Source organism: Nocardioides sp. Root151, assembly GCF_001427925.1.
GTDB lineage: Bacteria > Actinomycetota > Actinomycetes > Propionibacteriales > Nocardioidaceae > Nocardioides.
The window spans coordinates 35,940-60,798 of the sequence record NZ_LMGG01000005.1; the positions used below are offsets into that span (position 1 = coordinate 35,940).

A 24,859-nucleotide genomic window follows, 5' to 3' on the forward strand; every position below is an offset into this window, starting at 1 on the left:
TAGTGTCGGGCCATGCATGATCGCGGCAAGGAGATCGAGGACCGGCTCGGGCGTGTCATGGAGGAGCGGGTCAGACCCGCCATCCATCGCGGGATCGCGGACCTCCGGGTCGAGGTGTGGCACGTGCCGCCCTCCCCTGACGGCACGGTCGGCGAGCCGGTCGGGTTCGACGTGGCGCGCGCGGCGACGTACGCCCCGGCTTCGGTCGGCGACCGGTGGGGACCGGCCTGGGGCACCAGCTGGTTCCACCTGGCCGGCACCGTGCCTGCCGATCCCGCGACCACTGACGTGGCGACGCCGGAGATCGTCTTCGACCTGGGCTGGTCGACCCGGCGCCCGGGCATGCAGGCCGAGGCGCTGGTCCACCGACCCGACGGCAGCGTCGTGAAGGGCCTCAACCCGCAGAACTCCTGGATCGCGGTGACGCCCGGCGAAGAGATCGACCTGTACGTCGAGGCGGCGGCGAACCCGACCATCGGCCCGGGCTACACGCCAACCAGGGAAGGCGATCGCGACACCTCGACCCGCGAACCGCTCTACCGCATCAGCCGGGCCGAGATCTGCACCCGCAACGTCGACGTCTTCGAGCTGAACGCCGACGTCGACGTGCTCGACGGACTCCAACGCACTCTCGGTGAGGGCGATGCCCGCCGCTGGGAGATCCGCTACGCCCTGGAGCGTGCGGTCGAGGCCCTCGATCCCCACGACGTGATCGGCACTGCTGCCGCGGCACGTGCGGAACTGGCCGACGTGCTCGCGCGGCCGGCACACGCCAGCGCGCACCGCATCACCGCGATCGGGCACGCGCACATCGACTCGGCCTGGCTGTGGCCCGTGCGCGAGACCGTGCGCAAGGTGTCGCGGACCGTCGCGAACGTGACCCACCTGCTCGACACCACCGACGACCTGCGGCACTGCATGAGCTCGGCGCAGCAGTGGGAGTGGCTCGAGGAGAGTCGCCCCGAGCTGTTCGAGCGGGTCCGTGGGCACGTCGAGACGGGCCGGTTCATCCCGGTCGGCGGCATGTGGGTCGAGTCCGACACCAACATGGTCGGCGGCGAGGCGATGGCGCGACAGTTCGTGATGGGCAAGCAGTGGTTCATCGACAAGCTCGGCGTCGACTGCGAGGAGGTGTGGCTGCCCGACTCGTTCGGCTACACCGCCGCGCTGCCGCAGATCGTGAAGCTGGCCGGCTTCCGCTGGTTCCTCACCCAGAAGATCTCGTGGAACACGGTCAACAAGTTCCCCCACCACACGTTCTGGTGGGAGGGCATCGACGGCACCCGCGTCTTCACGCACTTCCCGCCGGCCGACACCTACAACGGCACCCTGGCCGCCAGCCAGCTCGCGCACACCGCGTCGAACTTCCGCGACAAGGGCATCGCCACGCGGTCGCTGATCCCGTTCGGCCACGGCGACGGCGGTGGCGGCCCCACCCGCGACATGCTCTCGCGCGCTCGTCGTACGGCCTCGCTCGAGGGCTCGCCGCAGGTTGCCATCGAGTCGCCCGCCGAGTTCTTCACCGCCGCCGAGGGCGAGTACGGCGCCGCCGCGCCGGTGTGGTCAGGCGAGCTCTACCTCGAGATCCACCGGGGCACGTACACCTCGCAAGCCCGCACCAAACAAGGGAATCGACGCTCCGAGCACCTGCTGCGCGAGGCCGAGCTGTGGTCGACGTACGCCGACCTGCTCGGCCTGGTCGACTACCCCTACGACGAGCTCCGGGCGATCTGGAAGACCGTCCTGTTGCAGCAGTTCCACGACATCCTGCCCGGTTCGTCGATCGCCTGGGTGCACCGCGAGGCCGAGCTCGAGTACGCCCGGGTCGCCGGTGAGCTCGAGGCGATCATCGAGCGTGCGATCTCCGCGTTGGCGGGTGCTGAGGCTGGTTCCGAGACTGGTCCTGGCGCTGGATCTGACGGGGCTGTGTTCGACGCTTCGCCGGTCGCCTTCCTGGGACGGGGTCTCGATACGCTCGCTGGCGCTCGCTACTCGACCGACGAGAGAGAGCGCTCGACCACCGAGCCGACCGGCCACGCAGTGCTGGAGAACGAGCACCTGCGGGTCGAGGTCGACGAGACCGGCGTCATCAGGTCGATCCGCGACCTGGGCGTCGGGCGCGAGGTGCTGCCTCCCGGTGGTGCGGCCAACCTGCTGCAGATCCACCCCGACTTCCCGAACAAGTGGGACGCCTGGGACCTCGACCGCTTCTACCGCAACCAGGTCACCGACCTGGCCGGGTCGGTGTCAGCAGGAACGGACGGGTCGCTCGAGGTGCACGGCGCATTCGGCGAATCGACGTACACGCAGGTGATCACGCTCGTCGGCGGCCGCGTCGACATCGAGACCACCGTCGACTGGCACGAGCGCGAGAAGGTGCTCAAGCTCGCCTTCGACACCGACGTGCACACCGACCGTGCGCGCTACGAGACGCAGTTCGGCCACGTCACTCGTCCCACGCACGAGAACACCACGTGGGACGCCGCCCGGTTCGAGGTCTGCGCGCACCGATGGGTGCAGGTCGAGGACGGCGGGTACGGCGTCGCGGTGGCCAACGACTCGACGTACGGACACGACGTCACCCGTCATCCCCGCACCGGTGGTGGCACCTTCTCCACGGTGCGCCAGACGCTGCTGCGGGCGCCTCGCTACCCGGACCCGGAGACCGACCAGGGCAGGCACACGTTCCGCTCGTCGCTCGTGCCGGGCGCGGGGGTCGCCGAGGCCGCGGCAGCCGGCTACGCGTTGAACCTTCCGGTGCGCCGGGTCGTCGGTGCGTCGGTGCCACCACTGGTCACCGTCAGTGGCGGGACGGCGTACGTCGAGTGCGTGAAGCTGGCCGAGGACCGGTCGGGCGACGTCGTCGTGCGCCTCTATGAGCCGCTGGGCGCACGGACCACGGTCACGCTGACGCCTGCCTTCGAGGCGTCAGCGGTGACCGAGGTCGACCTGCTTGAGCGACCGCTGCAGAACGATGCGCTGGCCGCGACAGAGCCGATCACGCTGACCCTGCGGCCGTTCCAGATCGTCACGTTGCGGTTGGCCCGCTCAGCCGGATAGTCCGCGCAACGCCGAGAGGGCCGCGTTGTGCCCGCCCATGCCGTGCACGCCGCCGCCCGGAGGCGTGGACGCCGAGCAGATGAAGACGCCCGGAACCCCGGTGGAATAAGGGTTTCGCGCGATCCTGGGCCGCATCACGAGCTGGAGTCCGCTGTTGGCCCCGGCAGAGATGTCTCCGCCGACGTAGTTCGCGTTGTGCGCCTCGAGCCCGGCCGTGTCACGCACGTGCACGTGCCGGACCCGGTCGCGGAACCCCGGAGCGAACCGCTCGATCTGCGCCGTGATCGCCTTGGTGGCATCCCCGGTCCAGGCGTTCGGGACGTGCGCGTAGGCATAGATCGGGTTGAGGCCGGAGTCGCCGCCGGAGCGCAGCGGGTCGACGAGGTACTGCTGGCCGAGCAGGACGAACGGCAGGTCGGGCATCTCACCGCGACCGACCTTCGCCTCACTGGCGACGATCTCCTCCAGGGTGCCGCCGAGGTGGACTGTCCCGGCCCTGAGCACGTCGGGGTTGGCCCAGGGGATGTCGCCCTCGATGGCGTAGTCGACCTTGAAGGCGGCCGGGCCGAATCGATAGCGCTGGTAGGCCTTCCGGGTGCCTGACGGGAGCTGGTCGCCCATGATCCGGGCGACCGCGTCGGGCGCCGTGTCGAAGATGAGGATGTCGGGGTCGCCCAGTTCGTCGTACGACATGACGCGGACGCCGGTCTCGATGCGGGCGCCGGCGTGCTCGAGCTTGGCGACGAGGGCACGCGTGATCGACTCCGTGCCACCCTCGGCGACCGGCCACCCGTAGGCATGGGCGGCGGCACCGAGCATCAGGCCGACGGACGCGGAGAGCGGAGTCGTGAGCGAACCGAACTTGTGAGCCGCCATCCCTCCGAAGAGGGCCCGCGCTTCCTCGGTCTTCCAGCGTCGGACCGCCCACGGCGCCGGCAGCAGCGAGTGGAGGCCGAAGTGGGCGAGCTTGAAGGGGTGCTTCGGCACGTGCGCGATGGGCCGGAACACGTCGGTGGCGAGGGCGTCGAAGTTGCGGGAGGTGCGGCCGAAGAGCCGCTGCCAGGCCGGCCCGTCGACGCCGAGCCCGGCCGCCGTACGCCCCACGTCGCGCCAGAGCAGCCCGGCTCCGCCGCCGTCGAGGGGATGGGCGAGCTGGATCTCGGGCCACAGCCAGCGGAGCCCGAGCTCCTCCAGGCCCAGCTGCTGGAAGTACGGCGAGCCCACGCCGGTCGGGTGGAATGCCGCGCACTCGTCGTGCAGCAGTCCGGGAACGGTCAGCTCGGAGGTGAGCGTGCCGCCGCCGACCCGATCCCTGGCCTCGAGCACGCGCACGTCGACGCCCCGTTCGGCGAGGGTCAGCGCGGCGGCGAGTCCGTTGGGCCCGCTGCCGACCACGACTGCATTGGTCACCCGAACAGCCTGTCACGTGGTTGGCTGTTCCCCATGAAGAAGCGCCTCGGGCCTGCCCTCGCCGTACTCCTGCTCATCACGCTGGCCGGGTGCGGGGGCCGACCATCCGAGGACGACCTGGCTGAGGCGCTGCAGGAGAAGGACAACAACTTCTTCGGATACCTGGGTGCGCGGTCGTTCGCAGAGGCCGACGACGAGGTCATCGACTGCATGGCGAAGGTCCTGCACGACTCCGACATCTCCGACGAGGGCCTGGAGCTGATCGCCGACGACAAGCTCGACAAGCCACGCATCGCGGGCTCGATCTCGGCCGCTGACGACGGCGAGTTCTCCGACGACGACGTCAAAGCGCTCGCGAGGGTCCTGCCCGAGGTCATGGACTGCGCCGTCTGACGGCTCGAGCGATCGCACCCTGACCACGCGGAACAATTGCACGCGCGTGGTTGTCTAGTAGGCATGACTGTTCCCTCCCTGACGCTCAACGACGGCCACTCCATCCCGCAGCTCGGCTTCGGCGTGTTCCTGGTGCCGCCGGACGAGACCGCCGAGACCGTGACCTCGGCGCTGGAGATCGGCTACCGCCACATCGACACGGCGCAGATGTACGGCAACGAGAAGGGCGTCGGCGAGGCGCTGGCCGCGTCGGGCATTGAGCGCGACGACCTCTTCATCACCACCAAGCTCGGCAACCCGAACCACAAGCCCGACGACGTACGCCGCACCTTCGACCAGTCGCTGACCGATCTGGGGCTCGACCACGTCGACCTGTTCCTGATCCACTGGCCGCTGCCCACGCAGTACGACGGCGACTTCGTCTCCACCTGGAAGGCGATGACCGAGCTCACCAGCGACGGGCGGGCCAAGTCGGTGGGCGTCTCCAACTTCGAGCCCGACCACCTGGCGAAGATCATCGACGAGTCCGGCGTACTGCCGGCGGTGAACCAGATCGAGGTGCACCCGCAGTTCGCCAACACGGCCGCCCGGACGGCCGGCCTCGACCGCGGCATCCTCACCGAGGCCTGGTCCCCGATCGGTCGCGGCGCCGTCCTCGACGACCCGACCATCGGCGAGATCGCAACCCGCCTGGGCAAGACCCCGGCGCAGGTGACGTTGCGCTGGCACATCGAACGCGGCGACATCATCTTCCCGAAGTCGATGCACGTCTCGCGCATGCAGGAGAACTTCGAGATCTTCGACTTCTCGCTCACGCCCGACGACGTGAACGCGATCAGCGCGCTCGATCGTGGCGACGAAGGACGGATCGGACCGGACCCGAAGGTGTTCGACCGGATCTGAGCTGATCTGATCTGAGCTTCGCCTGACCTGCTCATTCCAACTCGAGCAGCTCTCCCCATGCTTGGAGGATGCGGGCCAACCGGGCCCGGTCGATGTCGGGCAGACCCTCCAAGAGCTGCTTCTCGTTGGCGTAGTGCGCCTCGACCGCGCGGTCGATCAGCTTCCGGCCGGCCGGACTCAGGACGATCGTCCTGGCTCGGCCGTCGTGCTCCTGCTTGCGGCGTACGACGAGGCCGCGGGCCTCGAGCCGGTCGACCCGCTTGGTGATCGCGCCCGACGTGACCATGGTGGAGGCGGCGAGGTTGCTCGGACTGAGCTCGTACGGCGACCCGCTGCGACGCAGTGCGGCCAGCAGGTCGAACTCGCCTTCACTGAGCCCGAACTCGGCGTACACCTCGATGAGACGCTCACGGACGGCGTCGGCCACGCGGTGCAGTCGGCCGATGACGCCCATCGGGGCGGTGTCGAGGTCGGGGCGTTCGACCGACCACTGCTCGATGATGCGACCGACGTGATCAGGTTCATTCGCCATGCCGGGAATATACCTTCCTTGGAAGCGATTATACTTTCCATGGAAACAATGTGGCGCACCGTGATGCTCACCGCGATCGCTCCCCTCGCGTGGGGGTCGACGTACTACGTGACCGGAGCCTTCCTTCCTCCGGATCGACCGCTGTTCGCCGCGCTCATGCGGGCGCTGCCGGTCGGGCTCCTGCTGCTCGCACTGCGACCGACCCTGCCGACGGGGTCCTGGTGGTGGCGCAGCCTTGTGCTCGGCACCCTCAACATCGGCGCGTTCTTCGTGCTGATCTTCATCGCCGCCTACCGCCTGCCCAGCGGCATGGCCGCCACCCTGACCGCCACCGCTCCCATCGCGATGATGGCCGTCGCCTGGCTGTTGATCGGCGAGCGTCCGCGCTTCGCCTCCGTGCTCGGGGCAGTCGTCGGCGTGCTCGGCGTCTCCCTGCTGGTGCTCCGCGCCGGGTTCTCGGTCGACATGATCGGCGTCCTGGCGTCATTGTCCGCGGTGGCGATGTCGTCGGTCGGCTATGTGCTCCTGAAGCGCTGGAAGGCCCCGGTGGACCTGCTCACCCTGACCGCCTGGCAGCTCGTGGCCGGCGGGCTGCTGCTCCTGCCGGTGGCCCTCCTGGTGGAGGGTGCACCGCCCCGCGTGGACGGCCCCGCAGTGCTGGGCTTCCTCTACATCGGCCTGATCGGCACCGCGCTGGCCAACTACGTCTGGTTTCGCGGCCTGCAGCGCATGCCGGCCGCGTCGGTCTCGCTGATCGGCCTGCTCAACCCGGTGGCCGGAACCCTGCTCGGCGTCGCGCTGGCGCACGAGATCTTCGGCCCCGTGCAGGCGGCGGGCATGGCCCTGGTGTTGCTGGGCGTCCTGCTCGGACAGCCGGCGGTCGTGTCCGCCGTGCGCCGCAAGGTAGGTGGCGCGCGCCTTGATCCTGTGGCTGCCGTGCCCGTGACTGACCTGTCCGTGAGTGCCCTGCCGGTGACTGATTTGCCGGTGACTGACTTGCCCGCGACTGACTTGCCCGCGACCGGCCAACCGCAGCCGGAGTCTTCCAGGCCCCCGCTGGCCGAGCCGGCCTACCGGTAGCCGAGCGTCAGATGACGGGAACCCGGTTGGCGTGCTCGGCAACCGTGAGCGCGAAGCCCTTCTCCACCGAAGTGCCCTCGATGAGGGCGTCACCGATCGCCTCGTCGAGTCGGTGGGTGCCGTTCGTGTCGACAAGTCGGAAGAGGTTGTTCGGGGTCCGCCAGACATGGGTGCCTGGCCCGGGTTGTCGGACCTGGTAGCGCAGGTGGGTCTTGGCCCGATGGTGGAATCGGCCCAGTGGAGCGCAGTTGTGGGTGCCTGACTGGCCCGGCGGCGCGTCCTTGCCCAACTGCCCGTGCTGGAACGGCACCGGATGGTCGATGTCGACGTTGCGGCTGATTGTGGTGGCGTGCGGGAACGCATCGCGGGGACTGATCAGGTGGATGCGTTCACGCAACCACTGCGGGGTCTCATAGGCGTTCAGGGCGACCTTCTTGTTGAGGTCGATGACCGGACTGACCTTCACCTGGGCGTTGCCGAGCAGCTCGGCAAGGTGCTCGAAGAGGCGGGGACCTCCGCCGGCCTCGACGCGCGCGACTCCGTTGCCGACGCCAGCCAGGGCGGCGGCGTGCAGGTGGACGTAGACCACGGCCCGGGGGCGGGTCTTGGTCAGGTCGGCGCTGCGAAGGAGTTCGAGCAGGCGCTCGTTGATCCCGCGCAGCAGATCAGGGGCGGAGTGCTGGTCGCCGTGACCTGCGTCGTCGCCCTCGCTCCCCGGGGCACTGTCAGCGTGCGTGCTGCCGGACGCCGACTCGCCGTCCCCGTCTTCCGCGCCGTCCCCGTCTTCCGCGCCGTCCCCGTCGCCTTCGCTGTCACTGCCGGCAGGTTTCGCATCATCGACCGGCGTTTCTCCCTTGTCTCCCTTGTCTCCCTTGTCTCCCTCGTCGCCCTTGTCGCCGCCGAGGTCGCCCTGGTTCTCAAGCAGCAGCCTCAACAGTTCGGCGGGACGGGCCAGCCACCCAAAGGCATCGGAGCGAAGCCGGTCTCGGTCACGGTCGGTGCGCCCGGCCGCCTCGTCCTGGGCGGCGAGGATCGCAGCGATCCGGTCGATCATCGCGTCGACCCAGACCGCGTCACCGTGCTCGACCCGGGCGATCACATGCCGCAGACCGGCCTCGTCGACACGACCAACGCTCACGTAACGGCGGGCCCGTTCGGCACTGATCTTGTCGGCGTGTGCCTTCGGGTTGGCCTCGATCACCTTCGCCTCGAGCAGGTCGAGCACCCGGGCCGGCTGCTCCCCGGTCAGCGCCGCCGCGAGCGCCGCGTCGACGTACGCCGCCTCGGACGGGCTCAGGTCACGGGTCGCGCGGGCGATGCGGCGCGCCAGCCAGACCTCGGCCCGGCCGGTGTGGAGCGCCGCCCAGCACAACGGCAGCCGGTGCCGCAGGTCGAGGGCATCGGCAAGAAGCCAGCGCGTGGCGAGGTGGTGGGCCTGTCGACTGATCGCCAGCTCCGCGATGGAGAGGTCCTGCACCCGCGGTGTGCCCGCCCCACCGACGGTGACCAGGTGCGGCATGCCACGGTGTTGCCGATGCTCCGGCCACTCCTTCGGGTCGTCGGCGTGCAGGTCGGCCCACCGCAGGGCCAGTTCCAGGTCATGGACCTCGCACTCGCGGCGCTTGAGCAGCGTCTCCTCGACGAACAGCAACGTGCCGCCCGCATCGAGATCACTGAAATCCGCCATGAACCCATTGAAGCCGTCACCACCGACAGTCCACCCGACTCCCTGACAGGATGGCGTGGTGCCCACGATCCCGGACTACGTCACGCACTACCACCTGCCGGATCGTGAGCCCTTCCTCAATCTCTCCGAGCTCGACGAGCCGGCGCTGGCCGACGTACTCACGGAACTGGCAGCCGTGCCCGGTTCGGAACGGCGCTTCGGACCGCGCTACATGGCGCTGCGGCGCGCCACCGAGGAGCGTTTGTGGGCTCGGTTCGTCGAACGCGGCGGACGTCCCGAACGGCTGAGTCCGCACTACTTCGTGCTGGGTGAGTCCGCGTGGTTCAGGGGGTTGTACGCCGACGCGCGCGAGGTGCGCCTGCGACTCGAAGAGCTGCCGCGCGAGCAGACCAGCTTCACCGTCCCGGACAGCGTCACGTCCATGGGCCTGCTTGCTGACTTCGGCATCGAGGTCACCCCGCGGGCGCACCACGGCGAGGTCTTCCTGCTCGACGAGCTCGAGAGCGTCGCAGCGCGGCACGGACTTCCCGACAGCCCCAGCCCCGAGGACTACGCGGGGCACCAGCACGGGGACTTCGAGCACTACGTCGAGGTGCAGGTCTGGACCGACAGGATCCGGAAGTGACCGCGACAGACTTCAAGCTGCGCTCGGTCGCCTTCGAGGCCTTCGGTCCCACGATCGTGAGCTCGATCGGGCACGGCGCCGTACTGCCCGTCCTGGCCCTGCAGGCCAGGGACCTCGGCGCGGACGTGGGTACGGCGGCACTGGTGGTCGCACTACTGGGCGTGGGGTCGCTGCTGACCAGCCTGCCCGCCGGAGCGGTCGTCGCGCGGATCGGGGAACGCCGGACGCTGATCGCCTGCGGGCTGCTCGACTGCGTCGTCATGCTGATCGCCTGGCAGGCTTCGTCGGTGCTCCTGCTGTCGGTCGCGATGGTGCTCTCCGGAGCGTCCTGGACGGGGTTCCTGCTGGCCAGGCAAGGGTTCCTGATCGAGGCGGTTCCGATCACGCACCGGGCCCGGGCGATGTCCAGCCTCGGCGCCAGCCACCGGGTCGGCATGCTGGTCGGTCCGCTGATCGGCGCCGGAGTCATCGCCTGGCTCGGGCTCTCCGCGGTCTTCGTGCTGGCCGCGGTCATGTCGCTCGCCTCCGCGGTGATGGCCTCACTGATGCGCGACCTGGGCCACGAGTCGCGCGCCGAGCAGGGCGTCTCCGGTCACGCCAGCGTCGCGTCAGTGCTGCTCGCCCACCGCCACACCCTGCTGACCCTGGGCGTCGGGGTCATCGTGATCGGCGCCTCGCGCTCGATCCGCGCGGCACCCTGCTCCCCCTGTGGGCGGACCACATCGGGATGACCGGCTCCGAGACGTCACTGGTCTTCGCGGTGGCCGCCGCTGTCGACATCGTCTGCTTCATCCCGGGTGGATGGCTGATGGACCATCGCGGCCGTTCGGTCGTCGCCGTGCCCGTCGTACTGGCGGTCGCGATCGGCGCCCTGGTGCTGCCGCTGGCCACGAACGAACCGGCGGTGCTGGCGGTCGCCGTACTCATCGCGGCCGGCAACGGCCTCGGCTCGGGCATCGTGATGACGCTGGGCGCGGACACCGCGCCTGCGGCCGGGCGCTCGCAGTACCTCGGCGGCTGGCGACTTTGCGGAGACCTCGGCGGCACGTCGGGGCCCCTGTTGATCAGCGCAGTGACGCTGGTCGCGCCACTCGCGACGGCATCGGTCGTGTTCGGTCTCGCTGCCCTGGCCGGCACCGGTTGGGTCGGCTACTGGACCCGCCGACTCGACCAGAGGCGAGGGACCGGGATCAGCCCCCGTAGGTGACCTTGATGGCGTTCGACTTGAGCTTGCGGTCGCTGTCGACCACCCGCCACTCGATCTCGCCGGTCTGTGAGGTGTTGACGTAGGTGCTGAAGGTCGCGTCCGACACGTTGACGTCGACCGGGAAGTCGGCCCAGGCCCCGTCGTTGACCCGGATCTGTACGTCGAGCACGGCGCCCTCGCCCTGCGGATAGATGCCGGAGAGGTAGAGGTCCTCGCCCGGCGAGACCTGGAACGCCCCCTGGCTGAGGGTGATCTCCGCCTTCGGCTTCCTGGGCTTCCTGGTCGTCTCTTCGCTGGCCGTTTCGGAGGCCGCCGCGGACTCGGACTCCTCATCGTCGCTGGGCTCCAGCGTAATCAGGGGGTCGGACGCCCGCGTGGTGCGCTCAGGGTCGGGCATCACGAGGGAGTCACCGGCAGCCGGGTCGTCAGAGCCTCCACCACCGCCTCCGACCCCGAGCACCTTCGTGCCGATGATCGCCGCGATCCCGGCGAGCAGGCCCACCACGACGGCAACGGCAACGAGAGCCACCAGGCCGTTGACGACCGGCTTGTCTTCGGAATCGCTCACGGGCTCGCTCTCTCGGGTCGAGGGGGACGGTGCCCATTGTTACAGGCCGATGTTGGATCCACAGATTTGAAAGCGACTCAGCCAAGGCCGCGTCTCCCAGGGCCCGCTCAGGCAGTGCCGTTCTAGAAGCCACGCCTCCACTGCACGTCGTCGACGATCTTCGTCGAGCGCCAGCCGCTCGGCGTGCGCACGACGTCGTGGTGGTAGTAGCCACCCACCTCCCACAGCGACTCGTTCCCGTCGGGGTCGATCACCACCATCGGGTTGGTGAAGTACGCCGTCACGGCCGCCCGGTCCGGTCCCTCGAAGGCGCAGGAGATCTGGCCGAGCACGTGCTGGGTGCGCACGAAACCGGCCAGGCCCTTGGCGATCCACGGCACCACCTCGTCAGGCGGGCCGACCGGGCCGCCGGCACCGGAATAGTCGAGGACGGCGTCCTCGGTGAACACCGTGTCCAGGTCGTCGAAGGACTTCGTGTCCACGGCACGGGTGTAGCGGGTCAGCAGGTCGGTGATCTCCTGGCGGTCGCTGAGCTCCTGAAGGTCCATGACCAGACTCTGGCACAGCGCCAGTGGGACTCGCTCTGGCATGAAACAAGAACACGTTCTAGTGTGGGGTCCATGCGATTCACCTACGCCGAGGCGATGACCCGCGCCGAGTACTACGCGCCCCTGGCCCAGGCCGCAGAGCAGGCCGGCTTCACGAGCATGACCGTGGCCGACAGCCTGATCTACCCGAAGGAGTCGGACTCGAAGTACCCCTACACCGACACCGGCGACCGGGAGTTCCTCGAGGACAAGGAGTTCATCGAGACGATGATCCTCTGCGCCCACCTCTTCGCGGTCACCTCGACCCTGCGGCTGACGCCGTTCGTGCTCAAGCTGCCGATCCGGCCGCCGGCGCTGGTCGCCAAGCAGGCGTCGTCGCTCGCATTCCTCTCCGGCAACCGGCTCGGCCTGGGCGTCGGACTGTCGCCGTGGCCGGAGGACTTCGACGTGATGGGCGTGCCCTGGGCCAGGCGCGGCAAGCGGATGGACGAGTGCATGGACGTCCTGCGTGGCCTGACCTCAGGTGAGTTCTTCGGGTACGACGGCGAGTTCTTCTCCTTCGACCCGCTCAAGCAGTGCCCGGCCCCCACCGAGAAGATCCCGCTGCTGGTCGGCGGACACAGCGACGCCGCGCTGCGCCGCGCCGTACGCAAGGGCGACGGGTGGATGCACGCCGGCGGCGACGGGGAGGAGCTGGAGCGGTTGCTGGGCCGGCTCGCCGAGATCCGGAAGGAGGAGGGCGACACCCGCGACGACTTCGAGGTGCACGTGATCTCGTACGACGCCTACGACCCCGACGGCATCAAGCGGCTCGAGGACAAGGGCGTGACGGACTGCATCGTCGGCTTCCGGGTGCCCTACATCAAGGGACCAGACACCGAGCCGCTGGAGAAGAAGGTCCGGCACCTCCAGGGCTACGCAGAGAACGTGATCGGCAAGCTGTGAGCACAGACGCGTTCCAGCGGGCCATCGCCGAGGCCGAGCAGCTGATCCGCAACCCACCGTTCCCGATCAGCGAACAAGACCTCGCCGAGGGCCTCGACTACCTCGCCGGCTCGATCCGGTCGTCGTTGCAGATGGCCTTCGACTACGACCTCGAGCACCCGGTGCTGATCAACCCGACGCACCAGTACGCCCGCCAGGGTCTCGACAATCCCGACGCGATCTACTTCAACGCCTACCTCGACTCCGGGGCGTCGTACGTCGTGTCCGGGGTGCGCGGCACGACCACCGACCTGTCCTTCCAGGTAATGGACGGCAGCTACTCGGACGCGGGTTTCCCCGCAAGCGTTGCGGCCTTTGACGACCGTGAGCTCGAGATCGGCGACGACGGGTCGTTCGAGTGGCACTTCGGCCCGGAGCTCGGAGTCGGCAAGGGCGCGACGCTGATCGTGCGCGAGGTCTACGACGACTGGAACACCGAGGAGCGCGGCACCCTGCGCATCCAGCGGCTCGACACCGCCGGTGTGCCGCGCGGAGCACTGACGACCGAACGTGTCGACAAGCGGTACGGCGTCGCGGCGAAGATGCTGGTCGGCCGCATCAAGACGTGGTTCGCGTTCCCCGAGTGGTTCACCTACAAGGAGCCGGTCAACACGCTGACCGTCCCGGCCTCGACGCCGGGCGGGCTGGCCTCGCAGTTCTCCTCGATCGGCCACTACTCACTGAACGACGACGAGGCGATGGTGGTGACCGTGCCGGCCTGCGCCGATGCGCCGTACCAGGCGATCCAGATCGGTTCGCGGTGGTACGTCTCGACCGACTACGAGCACCACCAGACCTCACTGACCCGCGCCCAGTCGTACGTCGGGCAGGACGGCCTGCTGCGCTACGTGATCAGTGAACGCAACCCGGGCGTCGCCAACTGGCTCGAGGCCTGTGGGCACCCGGAGGGCGTGATGATGCTGCGCTGGCAGCGGGTCGCGCGTCCGCTGGGCGCCGACGACGGACCACGGGTCGAGGTCGTGCCGTTCGACTCGTTGGCGACCCGCGGTGACCTCGAGGACCAACGCGTCACTCCCGACGACTACACAGCCCGCATCGAGGCCCGCCAGGTCTGCATCGCGCGCAGGATGATCAGCTGATCACTCCCGATAGACCTGCACGATGCCGGGCCGTGGCTGGCCGTCGCCCAGGTAGGGGAAGTTGCTGACCACGTTCTCCGGGCTGGCGCCGCTGACCTCGCCCGGGTGCTGCACGGCGACCAGGACGGTGCGCTCGTCACCACTGATCACCGGACCGCAGCACTCGGCGCCGACCGGCACGGAGAGGAACTGCTTCAGCCTGCCGCGCTCCCGGCCCTCGAGCGGCAGCATGTAGAGGCCGTCGGCGAAGCCGAGCGTGCCGGGCATGCCGTCGGTGGAGATCCACAGGTTGCCGGCCTTGTCGAAGGTGACGTTGTCCGGGCAGCTGATCGGGCTGACCTGGTTGCGGTCGTAGCCGGCGAAGTACGTCGACGGGTCGGTCGGGTCGCCGGCGATCAGCACGAGCTGCCACGTGAACGTGAGGGCACCCGCGTCGTTGCGACGCTCGGTGATCTCGATGACGTGGCCGTGCTTGTTCGGTCCGCGCGGGTTGGCCTCGTCGACCTGGCCGGGCTGGCGGGCCGTGTTGTTGGTCAGGGCCGCGTAGACCTTGCCGGTCACCGGGTTGGCTTCGACGTCCTCGGGGCGGTCCATCTTGGTGGGGCCGACCAGGTCGGCCGCCTGGCGTGTCCAGACCAGCACCTCCTCGACTGTCCATCCGGGCACGTGGGAGGTGCCGTTCACCACCAGCGGGAGCCACACGCCGCTGCCGTCGTACAGGCCGTCGTCCGAGCCGTCGCCGGTGAACTTCGCGACGTACAGGTCGCCCTCGGAGAGCAACGTCAGGTTGTGCCGCAGGTTCCCGGGCTTGTGCTTCTTGCGAGAGATGAACTTGTAGATGTAGTCGTTGCGCTCGTCGTCACCCATGTAGGCGACCGCACGACCGTCGTCGGCCAACCGGATCGTCGCACCCTCGTGCTTGAACCGACCCAGCGCGGTGTGCTTGACGGGGGTCGAGGTGGGGTCCTGGGGATTCACCTCGACGATCCACCCGAAGCGGTTGACCTCGTTGGGCTCCGTCGCCACCGAGAAGCGGGGGTCGACGCGCTCCCAGCCGCGACCGGTCGAGGTGATCCCGTAGCGCTTGAGGTGCTGGTCGGGGTCGAGTGCGCCGGTGGTGTCGAAGTACTGGTTGAAGTTCTCCTCACCCGACAGCACGGTGCCCCACGGCGTGACGCCTCCGGCGCAGTTGTTCAACGTGCCGAGGACCTTCGTGCCGGTCGGGTCGGCGGAGGTCTTCAGAGCGTCGTGCCCCGCGGCGGGGCCGTCGACGGCGAACTCGGTCTCGCTGTGCAGCCGGCGGTTGCGGCGACCGTCCTGCTGGTAGCTCCACGGTGCACCGGCGCGCTCACGCCGCACCTCCACGATGGTCATGCCGTGGGCGGCCATCACGATCCGCAGCTGGTCGTCGGAGAGGTCGGCGGAACCGGCCACCCCGCGGAACATCAGCTCGTCGTTGGTGTACTCGTTGTTGAAGGCGAGGACGCCGCTGCGGCCGCCGCGCCCACGACCGTCGAGCAGCAATGCCGTGAAGTCGCAGTTGTAGCCGGCCTGGTTGCGCTGCGCCTCGACGTCCTGGTTGTCGAAGTCGAAGGCCGGGGCCTGACTCGTGATCGGGTCTCCCCAGGAGATGACGGGCGCCCAGGCGAATCCGCTCGGGACCACGAGTTCGTCGGTGGTGGCGGGGGTCGGCGCGATGCCGGTGAACCGCGAGAGGGGTCCGCTGCCAGCCGCCGCCGCGCGCGCGGCCGGAGTGGCTGCCGCCGGGGAGATCGCGCCCCACCCAGTGGTGCCGAGTACGCCGGCCGCGGCCGCGCCCACCGCCCCCGCACGAAGGACGGAGCGACGTGACACCGCACGGGCCACGACCTGCTCGAAGTGCTCGTTGCCGGACTCGTTCGGCACGGGGTGGGCGCATGCGTCTCCGCAGCGGTAGAGACAGGTCATCGAGCTGCGACCGCCGGCGTGGGCCTGGTCGACGAAGGGCAGGAGCTTGCGAGGGGCCATGCGTGCACGATGGTGGCGGCGGTTGACGGCCAACCGGCACCCCGGTGGCGCAGAGGTGACCAGTTGGCGAATCACTCGACTAAAACTGAAACACGTTCTACTCTGGTCCGCATGAATCTCCTCCAGGACTCCGCATGAATCTCCTCCAGGACTCCGCATGAATCTCCTCCAGGACAAGGTGATCGTGCTCTCCGGCGTCGGGCCCGGCCTCGGCCGCGCGCTCGGCGAGGAGGCCGCGAAGATGGGCGCCGACCTCGTGCTCGCCTCACGCACCGAGAAGCGGCTGGAGAAGATGGCCGCGGTGGTGCACGAGCTCGGTCGCCGGGCGCTCGTCGTACCCACCGACATCACGGACGAGTCGCAGCGTGCGGCACTGGTCGAGGCGGCGCTGGAGGAGTTCGGGCGCGTGGACTGCCTGATCAACAACGCGTTCGGCATCCCGCCGATGGACCCGATCAGCACACTCTCGCTGGAGAGCCTGCGGGCCGCGCAGGAGACCAACGTGTTCGCGCCGCTACGTCTCTCGTCGCTCTTCGCGGACGCCCTTGCCGAGACTCCCACCAAGCCGGGCGGCTCGATCATCATGGTCAACTCGTGTGTCGTGCACAGCTCGCAGCCGGAGTACTCCGGCTACAAGCTCAGCAAGGGCACGCTCAAGCACCTCGCCTCGTCACTCGCGACCGAGCTCGGGCCGCGTGGCATCAGGGTCAACAGCGTCGCGCCGTCGTACATCTATGAGGACGTGAACAAGGCCTACTTCGACTGGCTGGCCTCCGAGGCCGGGGTGACGCACCAGGACATCTACGACGAGAAGGCCGCGCCCACCGACCTCAAGCGCCTGGCCACGCCCGACGAGGTGGCGAAGGCGACGCTGTTCTTCGCCAGCGACCTGGCCACGGCGGTGACCGGCACGATGCTCAACGTCGACTGCGGCGAGTTCCATGACAACTAGGGTCCGGAACGACGTCGGGTCGTACGACGACATCGCGGCCGCCGCGGTGCGCACGACGGGGCTCTCCGACTTCGGCGGCACCGACCACGAAGAGGGTCTGCGGATCCTCGTGGACGACCTGAACGCGCCCGCCGCCGGCCTCACCGGCGAGGGCAACTACATGCAGCGCTCGATGGTGAAGAGCGCGCTGGTGGGTCGACTGCTCTCGCAGCTCGGGTTCACGCAGAACCCGTCGTACGCCGAGGTGCCGGTCGAGCGGCCGGTCTTCGTGGTGGGCCTGCCGCGCACGGGCACGACCGCGCTGCACCGACTACTCGCCGCAGACCCGCGACACCAGGGACTGGAGCTGTGGCTGACCGAGTTCCCCCAGCCACGGCCACCGCGCGCGACCTGGGCCGACAACCCGGTGTTCAACGGCATCAACGCGGCGTACGCCGAGCACCACGTCGAGAACCCCGAGTTCATGGGCATCCACTACATGGATGCCGCATCGGTCGAGGAGTGCTGGCGCCTGTTGCGACAGGCCGGGATGTCGATCGGCTACGAGTCACTGGCCCATGTGCCGACGTACTCGTCCTGGCTGGCGAAGCAGGACTGGACACCCGCCTACGAACGTCACAAGGCGAACCTGCAGCTGATCGGTCTCAACGACCCCGACCGGCGCTGGGTGCTGAAGAACCCGTCGCACCTGGTGGCGCTCGACGCGATCATGGCGGTCTATCCCGACGCGCTGATCGTGCAGACGCACCGTGACCCGGTGGTCTCGATCGCGTCGTCGTGCTCCCTGTCGGCCGAGGCTACGGCAGGATGGTCGACCACGTTCGTCGGCGACACCATCGGCCGCACCCAGCTCGAGATGCTGTCCCGCTCGTGGCACACCTTCGCGTCGGCGCGGACCAGCTACGACCCCGCGCAGTTCATCGACGTCGAGTACGCCGACTTCGTGGCCGACCCGGTGGCGACCACCCGACGGATCTACGAGGGCTTCGACCTGGGTTGGACGCCGTCGGTCGCGGCGGCCGTCGAGGCCATCGACGCCGAGTCCCGGCAGGGCGGCAAGCGACCCTCGCACCGCTACTCGCTGGACGACTACGGGCTGACCGAGGAGCAGGTCCGCGCCGCGTTCTGAGAGGGTGAACTTGGCCTGCGTGCATCTGGCTGCACGGAATTCACGCTCGTTTCCACAGGTCGCCGTACGACGCGTTGCCGGGGTGTTGACCGGTTCCTAGCGTGGTGGCCATGAGCGGATTCGAGATCGACCTCGACGAGATCGAGACACTGCCCGGGCCGATGCGCACCCATCAGGACCTGCTGACGGGCGGCAGCAGCGTGCCGTCGCCGGACACCGGCGTCAACACCACCAACACCCGAGACGCCATCGACCGTGTCGTCGTCACCGTCGGCCTGTTCGCGGCCGATCTCGGGGTCTGCGCCGACGGCCTGGACGGCGTGGTCGACGTCGTGAAGGACGCCGACGGCCAGGTCAACTGGGTCCTGGACCAGTACGCGGCGGTGGCGTTCCGATGAGCATCAACCTGGTCGTCGACGGGTCGCCCGCCTCGTGCCGGCAGGCCGCCCACGACCTGCGCGAGTTGGGTGGCCGGGTCACTGCCGCCTCCGACATGCTCGCCCGCGCGATGGGTACTGCTGCCGGCTGCTGGACCGGCGAGAGCTCCGACGCGTTCACCGACTTCGTGAAGGAGCGCATCCACCGCGCCGACGGGGTGGCCGACGAGATAAACCTCTTCGCCGGCGCACTCGAGGGGTTCGGCGCCGGGTTGGCCGACGTGAAGGCCGAGATGAAGAGAGCCCGGGCGATCGCCGTGGCGGCCGACCTTCCGGTCAGTACCTCGCTGCCGGAGGTCGGCGAGGTCGCCCTCAAGCCCGAGCAGGAGGGAGCGCTCGACCATGCGGTCGGTGTGGCCACCCGGGCCCACGAGCACGAACACCGACTGCACGAGGCCCTGCTGCTCGCCCTGGGCCAGGTGAACACTCTGGTCTGGCAGGAGTTCGACTACAGCACCCTCGGCAAGGCCGCGTCCGGCGGTTCCGGCAGCAAGCTCGGTGACCTGATCCCCGACCTGCCTGATCTGTCCAAGGTCCCGGTGCCCGTGGGTCCGATCTCGCAGCCGACCATCGGTCTCCTCCAAGGTGGGTTCACCGTCGGCAAGGAAGTGCTCACCCGAACCTTCGACGCAGGCATGAACGAGCTGGAGCGGCGCTACGCCGACGGCTCCCTCGAGCGCGACATTCGCACGCTCTACCGCTACCACGGGGAAATCGTCGGCATAGGCGCCGGGCTCTACTTCTGCCGGGCCGCAAAGGACCGCCTCGCCTATGCACGATGCGTGAAAGCGACCCAGGATGCCGGGAAGGTGTACGGCAAGGCTGAGGGCGACTTCCTGTTCTGGGCGGCTGAACGTGCTGCCCGTTGACGTCCCCCGCGGGTGGCGGTCGACCACTCTGCCGGGGCCCGGCATCCTGCTCACCGTGTCGCCGGAGACCATGCCGCCGAGCGGGTTCAAGCCGGTGATCACGTTGACCTCGCGGGCCACGGACCTCCGGATGCGCGAGCACCAGGCCACCCTGCGCGAGCTCGTCGCGAGCACCTTCGACCGCGTCGACATCGAGGACTCCGACATCTACGACTTCCAGGGCGCCGACGTGGGCTACCTCCGGTTCTTCCACCGCACTCCGCGCCACGACGTGATCGTCGAGGTCTGGAGCTGGCTGCGCGAGGGCCGGGTCTGGTCGCTGGCCTGCAGCGCGGACCACCGCGACCATCCCGACTTCAGTGATCTCTTCGACGACGTGGCGGCCACGTTCGACCTCGACCGAGCGGCCTTGGTCAGTTGATGCGCGCGGTCACCGCCGGGTCGCGGTCACCCTGATCGTCGCGCCCTCGCGCGGCACGCTGGTGATGTTGCGGACCTTCGGTTCGTCCTCGCCCACCGCCTCCACGTCGAACGCCGCGAACACCTCACGCAGCACGGCCACGCCCTCCATCAACGAGAACCCGGCGCCGATGCAGCGCCGTACGCCTCCACCGAACGGGATCCAGGTGTTGGCCGCCGGGCCAACCCGGTTGCCGTGCGGTTCGAGGAAGCGGTCCGGGTGGAAGCGGCCGGCCTCGGCGTGGTTCTCCTCGCGGGCGTGGGCCAGGATGATCGACGGCCCGACCGTGACGCCCGCAGGAAGGTCGACCCCACCGATCGTGGCCGGCCTCATCAACGTCCGGACCACCATCGGGATCACCGGGTGCAGGCGCATCGACTCCTTCAGCACCGCCTCCAACCAGGTGGTGTCGCCCTCACGGGCAGCGGTGCGGGTGCGGTCCAGCAGCTCCGGGTCGCGACCGACTTCGTGGAGCGCCCAGGCCAGGGCGGTCGCAGTGGTCTCGTGGCCGGCGAGCAGCAGCGTGACCAGCTGGTCGCGCAGCTCCTCGTCGCTGAGCCGGTCGCCCGCGTCGTCGATGAGGATCAGCCTTGACAGCACGTCGGTGCGCTCGGCCAGGTCGGGCGCGTCCCGTCGCTCGGCGATCTCGGTGTAGATCAGCCGGTCGAGGGCACGTTGGTTCTCGACCTGCGCCTTCCACGGCCCGTACTTCTGCAGCCTCGGCCATCCCCAGCCGAGCAGGATCACCGGGCTGATGTTGACGATCTGGTTCACCCGGGGGCGCATCGCGTCGAGCCGCTCGGCGTCAGTGACGCCGAAGACCACCCGCAGGATCACCTCGAGCGTGAGGGCGTTCATCCGGTCGAGGGAGCGGAAGGTCTCGCCGTCACGCCAGGTCGAGACCTCGTCGCGTGCGACGTCGGCGACCAGTGACTCGTAGGAGTGGAGTGCGGCGCCGTTGAACGCCGGCATCAACAGCTTGCGGGTCCGCTTGTGGTCGGCACCGTCGACCAGCAGCAGCGAGTGGTCACCCATGATCGGGCCGAGCACCGCGTTTCCCTTCCCTGCATGGAAGAACTCCGGGTTTCCGGCGAAGATCTCGCGGGCCGCCTCGGGCCGCGCGAAGAGCACCAGTGGCTGGCTCCCAGGGATCAGCCGCACAGTGAACACGTCGCCGAACTTCCGGTGCATCCACGGCACGAACCGGTGCCGGAAGCGGAGCAGCCCGACACTCTGCGCGAGGGCCGGCCACGGCAGGCTGGGCGGCAGCTCGTCGCGGCGGAACTTCCTGCGACTGCCGGAGCGGAGCGTGGTGCGCGCCAGTCGCTCGTCGGTCAGCCTGGACACCTGCTGGTCGGTGAGAGCCATCCTTGGATGCTACAAGCGCGTTGCTACCAGCGCCCGATCTCGACCCGGAACGCCTTCGTGGGCTTCGTCTTCGCATCGGCACAGCTCGCCCGCACCGGATCGCCCGGGGTCTCGGTCACGGTCACCCGGTGCAGGGTCGTCGATCCGGCGACACGGTGCCGGAACACCACGCTGCTGGTCGTGGCCCGCGCCGAGCTCGCCTGGGCCGGCGGGCTGACCTCGACCAGCTCGAGACCGTCGACCCGGGTCTCCCCGCGGGCCTCCAGCAGGGCGATCTCCGCGGCCTGCACCGGCGGGTCGTACGCCGTCCGGCCGCGCATGAGCGACGGCACGAGGCGGCCGGCGAGAGTCTCCGAGGCCACCCGTTCGGCCGACTCGACGTCGAGGCGACCGTAGGAGATGCCGTGCGGCAGGGTGAGCATGGCGCCGGCGAACCGGTGCCCGCCCAGGTGCGTGGTCTCCCAGGTCTCCTGCGGGTGCCCAGCACTCAACGCGGCCACGACGGGCCGGCCGAACTCGGCACAGCACGCGTCGCGGCGTCCGTTGGTGCAGACCAGGAGCAGCGGGTGCTCGACTGGTTCGAGGCCCGACGACCGGCCCTCGGCGAGCCCGTCGAGATCGAGGTCGAGCAGGTCGTCGGCCACCTCGAACACGGTGGTCTCGAGCCACGCGCGACCCGGAGCGGCGTACCCGAGGAACACCCGGAAGGCCTCGGTCGTCGAGGAGCGACCGTGCCGCCTGATCAGCTGGACGCGTACGCCGGCCGCGGCGGCGGTCTCGGCGAGACCTGTCCGTACGTGCTCGGGCAGGCCGCTCTCGGCGAGGGCCTTCTTGCCCCAGGGGCCGGTCTGCTCGACCAGGAGGTACGCCGCGTCGACGGCCGCCGATCCGGCCAACTGCTCGTCGAGTGCACCGACCGAGCACCGGAACCGGTCGGAGGAGACGTTCGCGGGGTCCGTCATGCGCCGAACACCCCGAGCCAGCAGTCGGCGAGCACGTCGAACCCTTCGGGCGTCGGGTGCACGCCGTCGCTGACGAGCGCGCGAGCCCCGACCGACGACGCGGCCTGCGCCATCGGCCCGTCGGTGGCCACCAGGTCCGCGTCGAACTCCTGCGCCAGTCGGCGCACCATGGCGATCTTCTCGTCGAGGTCGGCCCGCCACGACCACTGCTCGTCGCGCACCGGCAGCAGGAACGGCTCGAGCACGATGATGCGCTCGACGCCGGCAGCGCGGGTGCGGACCAGCAGGTCGCGATATCCGGTCTCGAACCGGGACACCGGCGTCGGCTCCTGACGGGTGTAGCGGCGCCACATGTCGTTGACGCCGACCATGACGGAGACGACGTCCGGGGCGTGCGCGAGCACGTCGCGCCCCCAGCGCTGCTGCAGGTCAGGGACCCGGTGGCCGTTGATGCCGGTGTTCAGCACCTCGTGAGCGGGCAGGGCCGCGGCGACGCGGGCGACGTACCCGGTGCCGAGGTCGGTCGGGTCGGTGAGGTCGCGGCCGGCCGCCGTGATCGAGTCGCCGGTGAGCAGGAGCCTCACGCGTCGGCCCTGATCTCCATGGCAAGGTCGATGTCGATGACCTCTGACTTGGCGCCGACGGTGAGCTTGCGGGAGGCGGCCCGACCGGAGTCGGCCCCGGCCGCGCTGACGATGTAGATGCCCGCCAGCGGCAGCGGCACGGTGAACTCGCCCTCGTCGTCGGCGTGGTCGGAGAGCACGAAGTCGCCGCCGCCCTGGTGCAGCGTGACCAGGGCTCCGGGGACGACCGCGCCACCGTCGGTGACCGTGCCCGACAGGGTCAGCTGTCGCTCCAGCGCGACATCGTGCTGCAGCGAGCCACCACGGAAGTCGAGCACCTGTGCCTGCGGCGCCCAGCCGCCGGCGTTGCCGATCAGGAGGTACTGCCCGGCGCCGGGCAGCGCCACCGAGAAGCGGCCTTCGTTGTCGCAGCGGGCCCAGTCGACCGGCCGGCCGTCCATGCGGGTGACCGTGACGATGGTGTGGGTCTGGCGGGGCACGTCGCCGCCGGGCAGGATCCGGCCGCGCACGACGGTCTCGCTGCGGTCTCCGGCGACCGCCACCGCCGGGACGCCCTCGCGTCCGGCAGCCACCGTCGAAGGCACCGGGATGCGGAGGATGACCAGGCAGGCGACGAAGCAGGCCAGCACGGAGAGCCAGAACATCAGCGTGAACGCGTGCTCGGCGGGAATCTGCCGCCCGGCGAAGCCGACCGTCATCGAGGTCAGGATCGCGGCGAGCACGGCGCTGGACGTCGACCCGCCGACCGCCCGCATCAGCGAGTTGAGGCCGTTCGCGGAGGCGGTCTCGGTGATCGGCACCGAGGCCATGATCAGCGTCGGCATGGCCGCGAAGGCGAACGCCGTGCCGATGCCGACGAGCGTCGCCCCGATGATGATCTGGAGCACCGACTCGTGCACGAAGATGCGGAACACGTAGCCGCTGGCCATGATCGCGGAGCCGAGGAACATGGTGCTGCGCCCGCCGTACCGGGCGAGCAGGATGCCGGAGACCGGGGACAGCAGCACCATCACGAGTCCCGAGGGCACCATCGCCAGCCCGGCGGCACTGACGTCGAGGCCGAAGCCGTAGCCGGTGGCCTTGGGCAGCTCGAGCTGCTGCACGGTGAGCAGCATGTTGACGTACATCGAGAAGGCGATCAGCACCGACGCGACGTTGGTCAGCAGCACCGGCTTGCGTGCCGACGTACGCAGGTCGACCAGGGGCTCGCCGACCCGCAGCTCGTAGGGGAACCAGCCCGCCATCACGACGGCGGACAACGCGAGGCAGCCGAGCACTTCGGGGCTGGTCCAGCCCCACTGTCCGCCGTTGGTGACCGCGAGCAGGAACGAGGTGAGCGCGACCGAGAGGAGGACGGCGCCGCGGTAGTCGAAGCGCCCCGGAGAACGGACGTCGGACTCGTCGACGAGCAGGTAGACGCCGGCCGTGACCAGCACCCCGAACGACGCCGACACCCAGAACAGCGAGTGCCAGCCGAAGTGCTCGAAGAGTACGCCGGACAACGGGAGCCCGAGCGCACTGCCGATGCCGAGGGTGGCGCTCATCAGCGCGACACCGAAGCCGACCCGGGCGGGCGGCAGCTCGTCGCGCATGATGCTGATGCCGACCGGGATCATCGCCGCGGCGAAGCCCTGCAGCGCCCGGCCGATCAGGGCGGTCAGGAACACCGTGCCGATGGCCAGCATGAGCGAGCCCAGCACCATGCAGACCAGCGCGGTCAGGATCATCCGCTTCTTGCCGAACATGTCGGCCAGCCGGGACACGATCGGGGTGGCCACCGCGCCCGTGAGCAGCGTGATCGTCACCATCCACGAGGCGTTCGCCTCGGAGACGTCCAGGATCTGCGGGATCTCGGGGGTGAGCGGGACGACCAGGGTCTGCTGCAGCGCGGCGAGCATGCCGGCCAGCGAGAGCACCGTGATGACCGCCCACGTGGGTGCCCGACGCGCGGCTGTGGTCAAACCCGGCTCCTGACGGTGGTGGTGGACACCCCG

General features: G+C 69.4%; 24 protein-coding genes. 14 read left to right on the forward strand and 10 right to left on the reverse strand.

Going from position 1 to position 24,859, the window contains the following annotated elements:
- The first annotated feature begins 12 nt into the window (after positions 1-12).
- On the forward strand, positions 13-3,060 hold the full coding sequence (locus ASD66_RS15320; RefSeq protein WP_056891510.1) for an alpha-mannosidase: 3,048 nt from the start codon (positions 13-15) through the stop codon (positions 3,058-3,060).
- Here the strand turns inward: ASD66_RS15320 and ASD66_RS15325 are convergent.
- Positions 3,049-4,470: a phytoene desaturase family protein gene (locus ASD66_RS15325; protein WP_056891511.1), complete on the reverse strand. Its 1,422-nt coding sequence runs from the start codon at positions 4,468-4,470 to the stop codon at positions 3,049-3,051. The two genes, ASD66_RS15320 and ASD66_RS15325, sit on opposite strands and share 12 nt — an antisense overlap.
- Before the next feature lie 33 nt (positions 4,471-4,503).
- Between ASD66_RS15325 and ASD66_RS15330 the strand changes: the two genes are divergently transcribed.
- Positions 4,504-4,863: a hypothetical protein gene (locus tag ASD66_RS15330; protein WP_056891512.1), complete on the forward strand. Its 360-nt coding sequence runs from the start codon at positions 4,504-4,506 to the stop codon at positions 4,861-4,863.
- Positions 4,864-4,926: 63 nt separating this feature from the next.
- Positions 4,927-5,766, forward strand: coding sequence for an aldo/keto reductase (locus ASD66_RS15335; protein ID WP_056891513.1), 840 nt, complete (start codon positions 4,927-4,929; stop codon positions 5,764-5,766).
- Between the two features lie 31 nt (positions 5,767-5,797).
- Here ASD66_RS15335 and ASD66_RS15340 read toward each other — a convergent pair whose 3' ends face one another.
- The gene (locus ASD66_RS15340; protein ID WP_056891514.1) at positions 5,798-6,298 is read right to left on the reverse strand and encodes a MarR family winged helix-turn-helix transcriptional regulator; all 501 of its coding nucleotides are present in this window, start codon (positions 6,296-6,298) and stop codon (positions 5,798-5,800) included.
- Positions 6,299-6,337: 39 nt separating this feature from the next.
- Between ASD66_RS15340 and ASD66_RS15345 the strand changes: the two genes are divergently transcribed.
- Positions 6,338-7,378 carry a DMT family transporter gene (locus tag ASD66_RS15345; RefSeq protein WP_082599550.1) on the forward strand — a complete coding sequence of 347 codons (1,041 nt, stop codon included), beginning with the start codon at positions 6,338-6,340 and terminating at the stop codon, positions 7,376-7,378.
- A gap of 7 nt (positions 7,379-7,385) precedes the next feature.
- On the opposite strand, the gene ASD66_RS15350 is transcribed toward ASD66_RS15345, so the two are convergent.
- On the reverse strand, positions 7,386-9,065 hold the full coding sequence (locus tag ASD66_RS15350) for a DUF222 domain-containing protein (protein ID WP_056891515.1): 1,680 nt from the start codon (positions 9,063-9,065) through the stop codon (positions 7,386-7,388).
- A 58-nt stretch (positions 9,066-9,123) separates the two neighbouring features.
- Between ASD66_RS15350 and ASD66_RS15355 the strand changes: the two genes are divergently transcribed.
- From ASD66_RS15355 to ASD66_RS25005, 3 genes are read left to right on the forward strand one after another with little or no spacing between them, the layout of a single operon-like run.
- Positions 9,124-9,690, forward strand: coding sequence for a hypothetical protein (locus ASD66_RS15355; protein WP_156388726.1), 567 nt, complete (start codon positions 9,124-9,126; stop codon positions 9,688-9,690).
- A complete protein-coding gene (locus ASD66_RS25000; RefSeq protein WP_200950078.1) occupies positions 9,687-10,421 on the forward strand; it encodes an MFS transporter in 735 nt (244 codons plus the stop codon). Before ASD66_RS15355 ends, ASD66_RS25000 begins: the two co-directional genes overlap by 4 nt.
- Complete coding sequence (locus ASD66_RS25005; RefSeq protein WP_200950079.1) at positions 10,418-10,897, forward strand: MFS transporter; 480 nt, start codon at positions 10,418-10,420, stop codon at positions 10,895-10,897. Before ASD66_RS25000 ends, ASD66_RS25005 begins: the two co-directional genes overlap by 4 nt.
- Here ASD66_RS25005 and ASD66_RS15365 read toward each other — a convergent pair.
- Both ASD66_RS15365 and ASD66_RS15370 read right to left on the reverse strand, forming a co-directional pair.
- On the reverse strand, positions 10,881-11,465 hold the full coding sequence (locus tag ASD66_RS15365; protein WP_056891517.1) for a hypothetical protein: 585 nt from the start codon (positions 11,463-11,465) through the stop codon (positions 10,881-10,883). The two genes, ASD66_RS25005 and ASD66_RS15365, sit on opposite strands and share 17 nt — an antisense overlap.
- Positions 11,466-11,587: 122 nt before the next feature.
- Positions 11,588-12,013 carry a nuclear transport factor 2 family protein gene (locus ASD66_RS15370; RefSeq protein WP_056891518.1) on the reverse strand — a complete coding sequence of 142 codons (426 nt, stop codon included), beginning with the start codon at positions 12,011-12,013 and terminating at the stop codon, positions 11,588-11,590.
- A 72-nt stretch (positions 12,014-12,085) separates the two neighbouring features.
- Between ASD66_RS15370 and ASD66_RS15375 the strand changes: the two genes are divergently transcribed.
- A complete protein-coding gene (locus tag ASD66_RS15375) occupies positions 12,086-12,958 on the forward strand; it encodes a TIGR03619 family F420-dependent LLM class oxidoreductase (RefSeq protein WP_056891519.1) in 873 nt (290 codons plus the stop codon).
- A complete protein-coding gene (locus ASD66_RS15380) occupies positions 12,955-14,097 on the forward strand; it encodes a hypothetical protein (protein ID WP_056891520.1) in 1,143 nt (380 codons plus the stop codon). Before ASD66_RS15375 ends, ASD66_RS15380 begins: the two co-directional genes overlap by 4 nt.
- On the opposite strand, the gene ASD66_RS15385 is transcribed toward ASD66_RS15380, so the two are convergent.
- Positions 14,098-16,104, reverse strand: coding sequence for a PhoX family protein (locus ASD66_RS15385; RefSeq protein ID WP_056891521.1), 2,007 nt, complete (start codon positions 16,102-16,104; stop codon positions 14,098-14,100). It lies immediately after the preceding gene.
- Between the two features lie 157 nt (positions 16,105-16,261).
- Between ASD66_RS15385 and ASD66_RS15390 the strand changes: the two genes are divergently transcribed.
- From ASD66_RS15390 to ASD66_RS15410, 5 genes are all read left to right on the forward strand, one after another.
- A complete protein-coding gene (locus ASD66_RS15390) occupies positions 16,262-17,056 on the forward strand; it encodes an SDR family oxidoreductase (RefSeq protein WP_056683134.1) in 795 nt (264 codons plus the stop codon).
- Positions 17,046-18,185, forward strand: coding sequence for a sulfotransferase family protein (locus tag ASD66_RS15395; RefSeq protein WP_056891522.1), 1,140 nt, complete (start codon positions 17,046-17,048; stop codon positions 18,183-18,185). Before ASD66_RS15390 ends, ASD66_RS15395 begins: the two co-directional genes overlap by 11 nt.
- A 110-nt stretch (positions 18,186-18,295) precedes the next feature.
- Positions 18,296-18,583 carry a hypothetical protein gene (locus ASD66_RS15400; RefSeq protein ID WP_056891523.1) on the forward strand — a complete coding sequence of 96 codons (288 nt, stop codon included), beginning with the start codon at positions 18,296-18,298 and terminating at the stop codon, positions 18,581-18,583.
- Positions 18,580-19,491 carry a WXG100 family type VII secretion target gene (locus tag ASD66_RS15405; protein ID WP_056891524.1) on the forward strand — a complete coding sequence of 304 codons (912 nt, stop codon included), beginning with the start codon at positions 18,580-18,582 and terminating at the stop codon, positions 19,489-19,491. The genes ASD66_RS15400 and ASD66_RS15405 overlap by 4 nt, the downstream gene beginning before the upstream one ends.
- Before the next feature lie 55 nt (positions 19,492-19,546).
- A complete protein-coding gene (locus tag ASD66_RS15410; RefSeq protein WP_156388727.1) occupies positions 19,547-19,912 on the forward strand; it encodes a hypothetical protein in 366 nt (121 codons plus the stop codon).
- 9 nt (positions 19,913-19,921) lie between these two features.
- On the opposite strand, the gene ASD66_RS15415 is transcribed toward ASD66_RS15410, so the two are convergent.
- Genes ASD66_RS15415 through ASD66_RS15430 form a run of 4 tightly spaced genes read right to left on the reverse strand, consistent with a single transcriptional unit; the run spans position 19,922 to position 24,826 of the window.
- Positions 19,922-21,319 (reverse strand): cytochrome P450, encoded by a 1,398-nt coding sequence (locus tag ASD66_RS15415; RefSeq protein WP_082599551.1) that lies wholly within the window; start codon positions 21,317-21,319, stop codon positions 19,922-19,924.
- A gap of 23 nt (positions 21,320-21,342) precedes the next feature.
- Complete coding sequence (locus ASD66_RS15420) at positions 21,343-22,281, reverse strand: sucrase ferredoxin (RefSeq protein ID WP_056891526.1); 939 nt, start codon at positions 22,279-22,281, stop codon at positions 21,343-21,345.
- The gene (locus ASD66_RS15425; RefSeq protein ID WP_056891527.1) at positions 22,278-22,865 is read right to left on the reverse strand and encodes an SGNH/GDSL hydrolase family protein; all 588 of its coding nucleotides are present in this window, start codon (positions 22,863-22,865) and stop codon (positions 22,278-22,280) included. Before ASD66_RS15425 ends, ASD66_RS15420 begins: the two co-directional genes overlap by 4 nt.
- The gene (locus ASD66_RS15430) at positions 22,862-24,826 is read right to left on the reverse strand and encodes an MFS transporter (protein WP_200950080.1); all 1,965 of its coding nucleotides are present in this window, start codon (positions 24,824-24,826) and stop codon (positions 22,862-22,864) included. Before ASD66_RS15430 ends, ASD66_RS15425 begins: the two co-directional genes overlap by 4 nt.
- Positions 24,827-24,859: the final 33 nt, after the last annotated feature.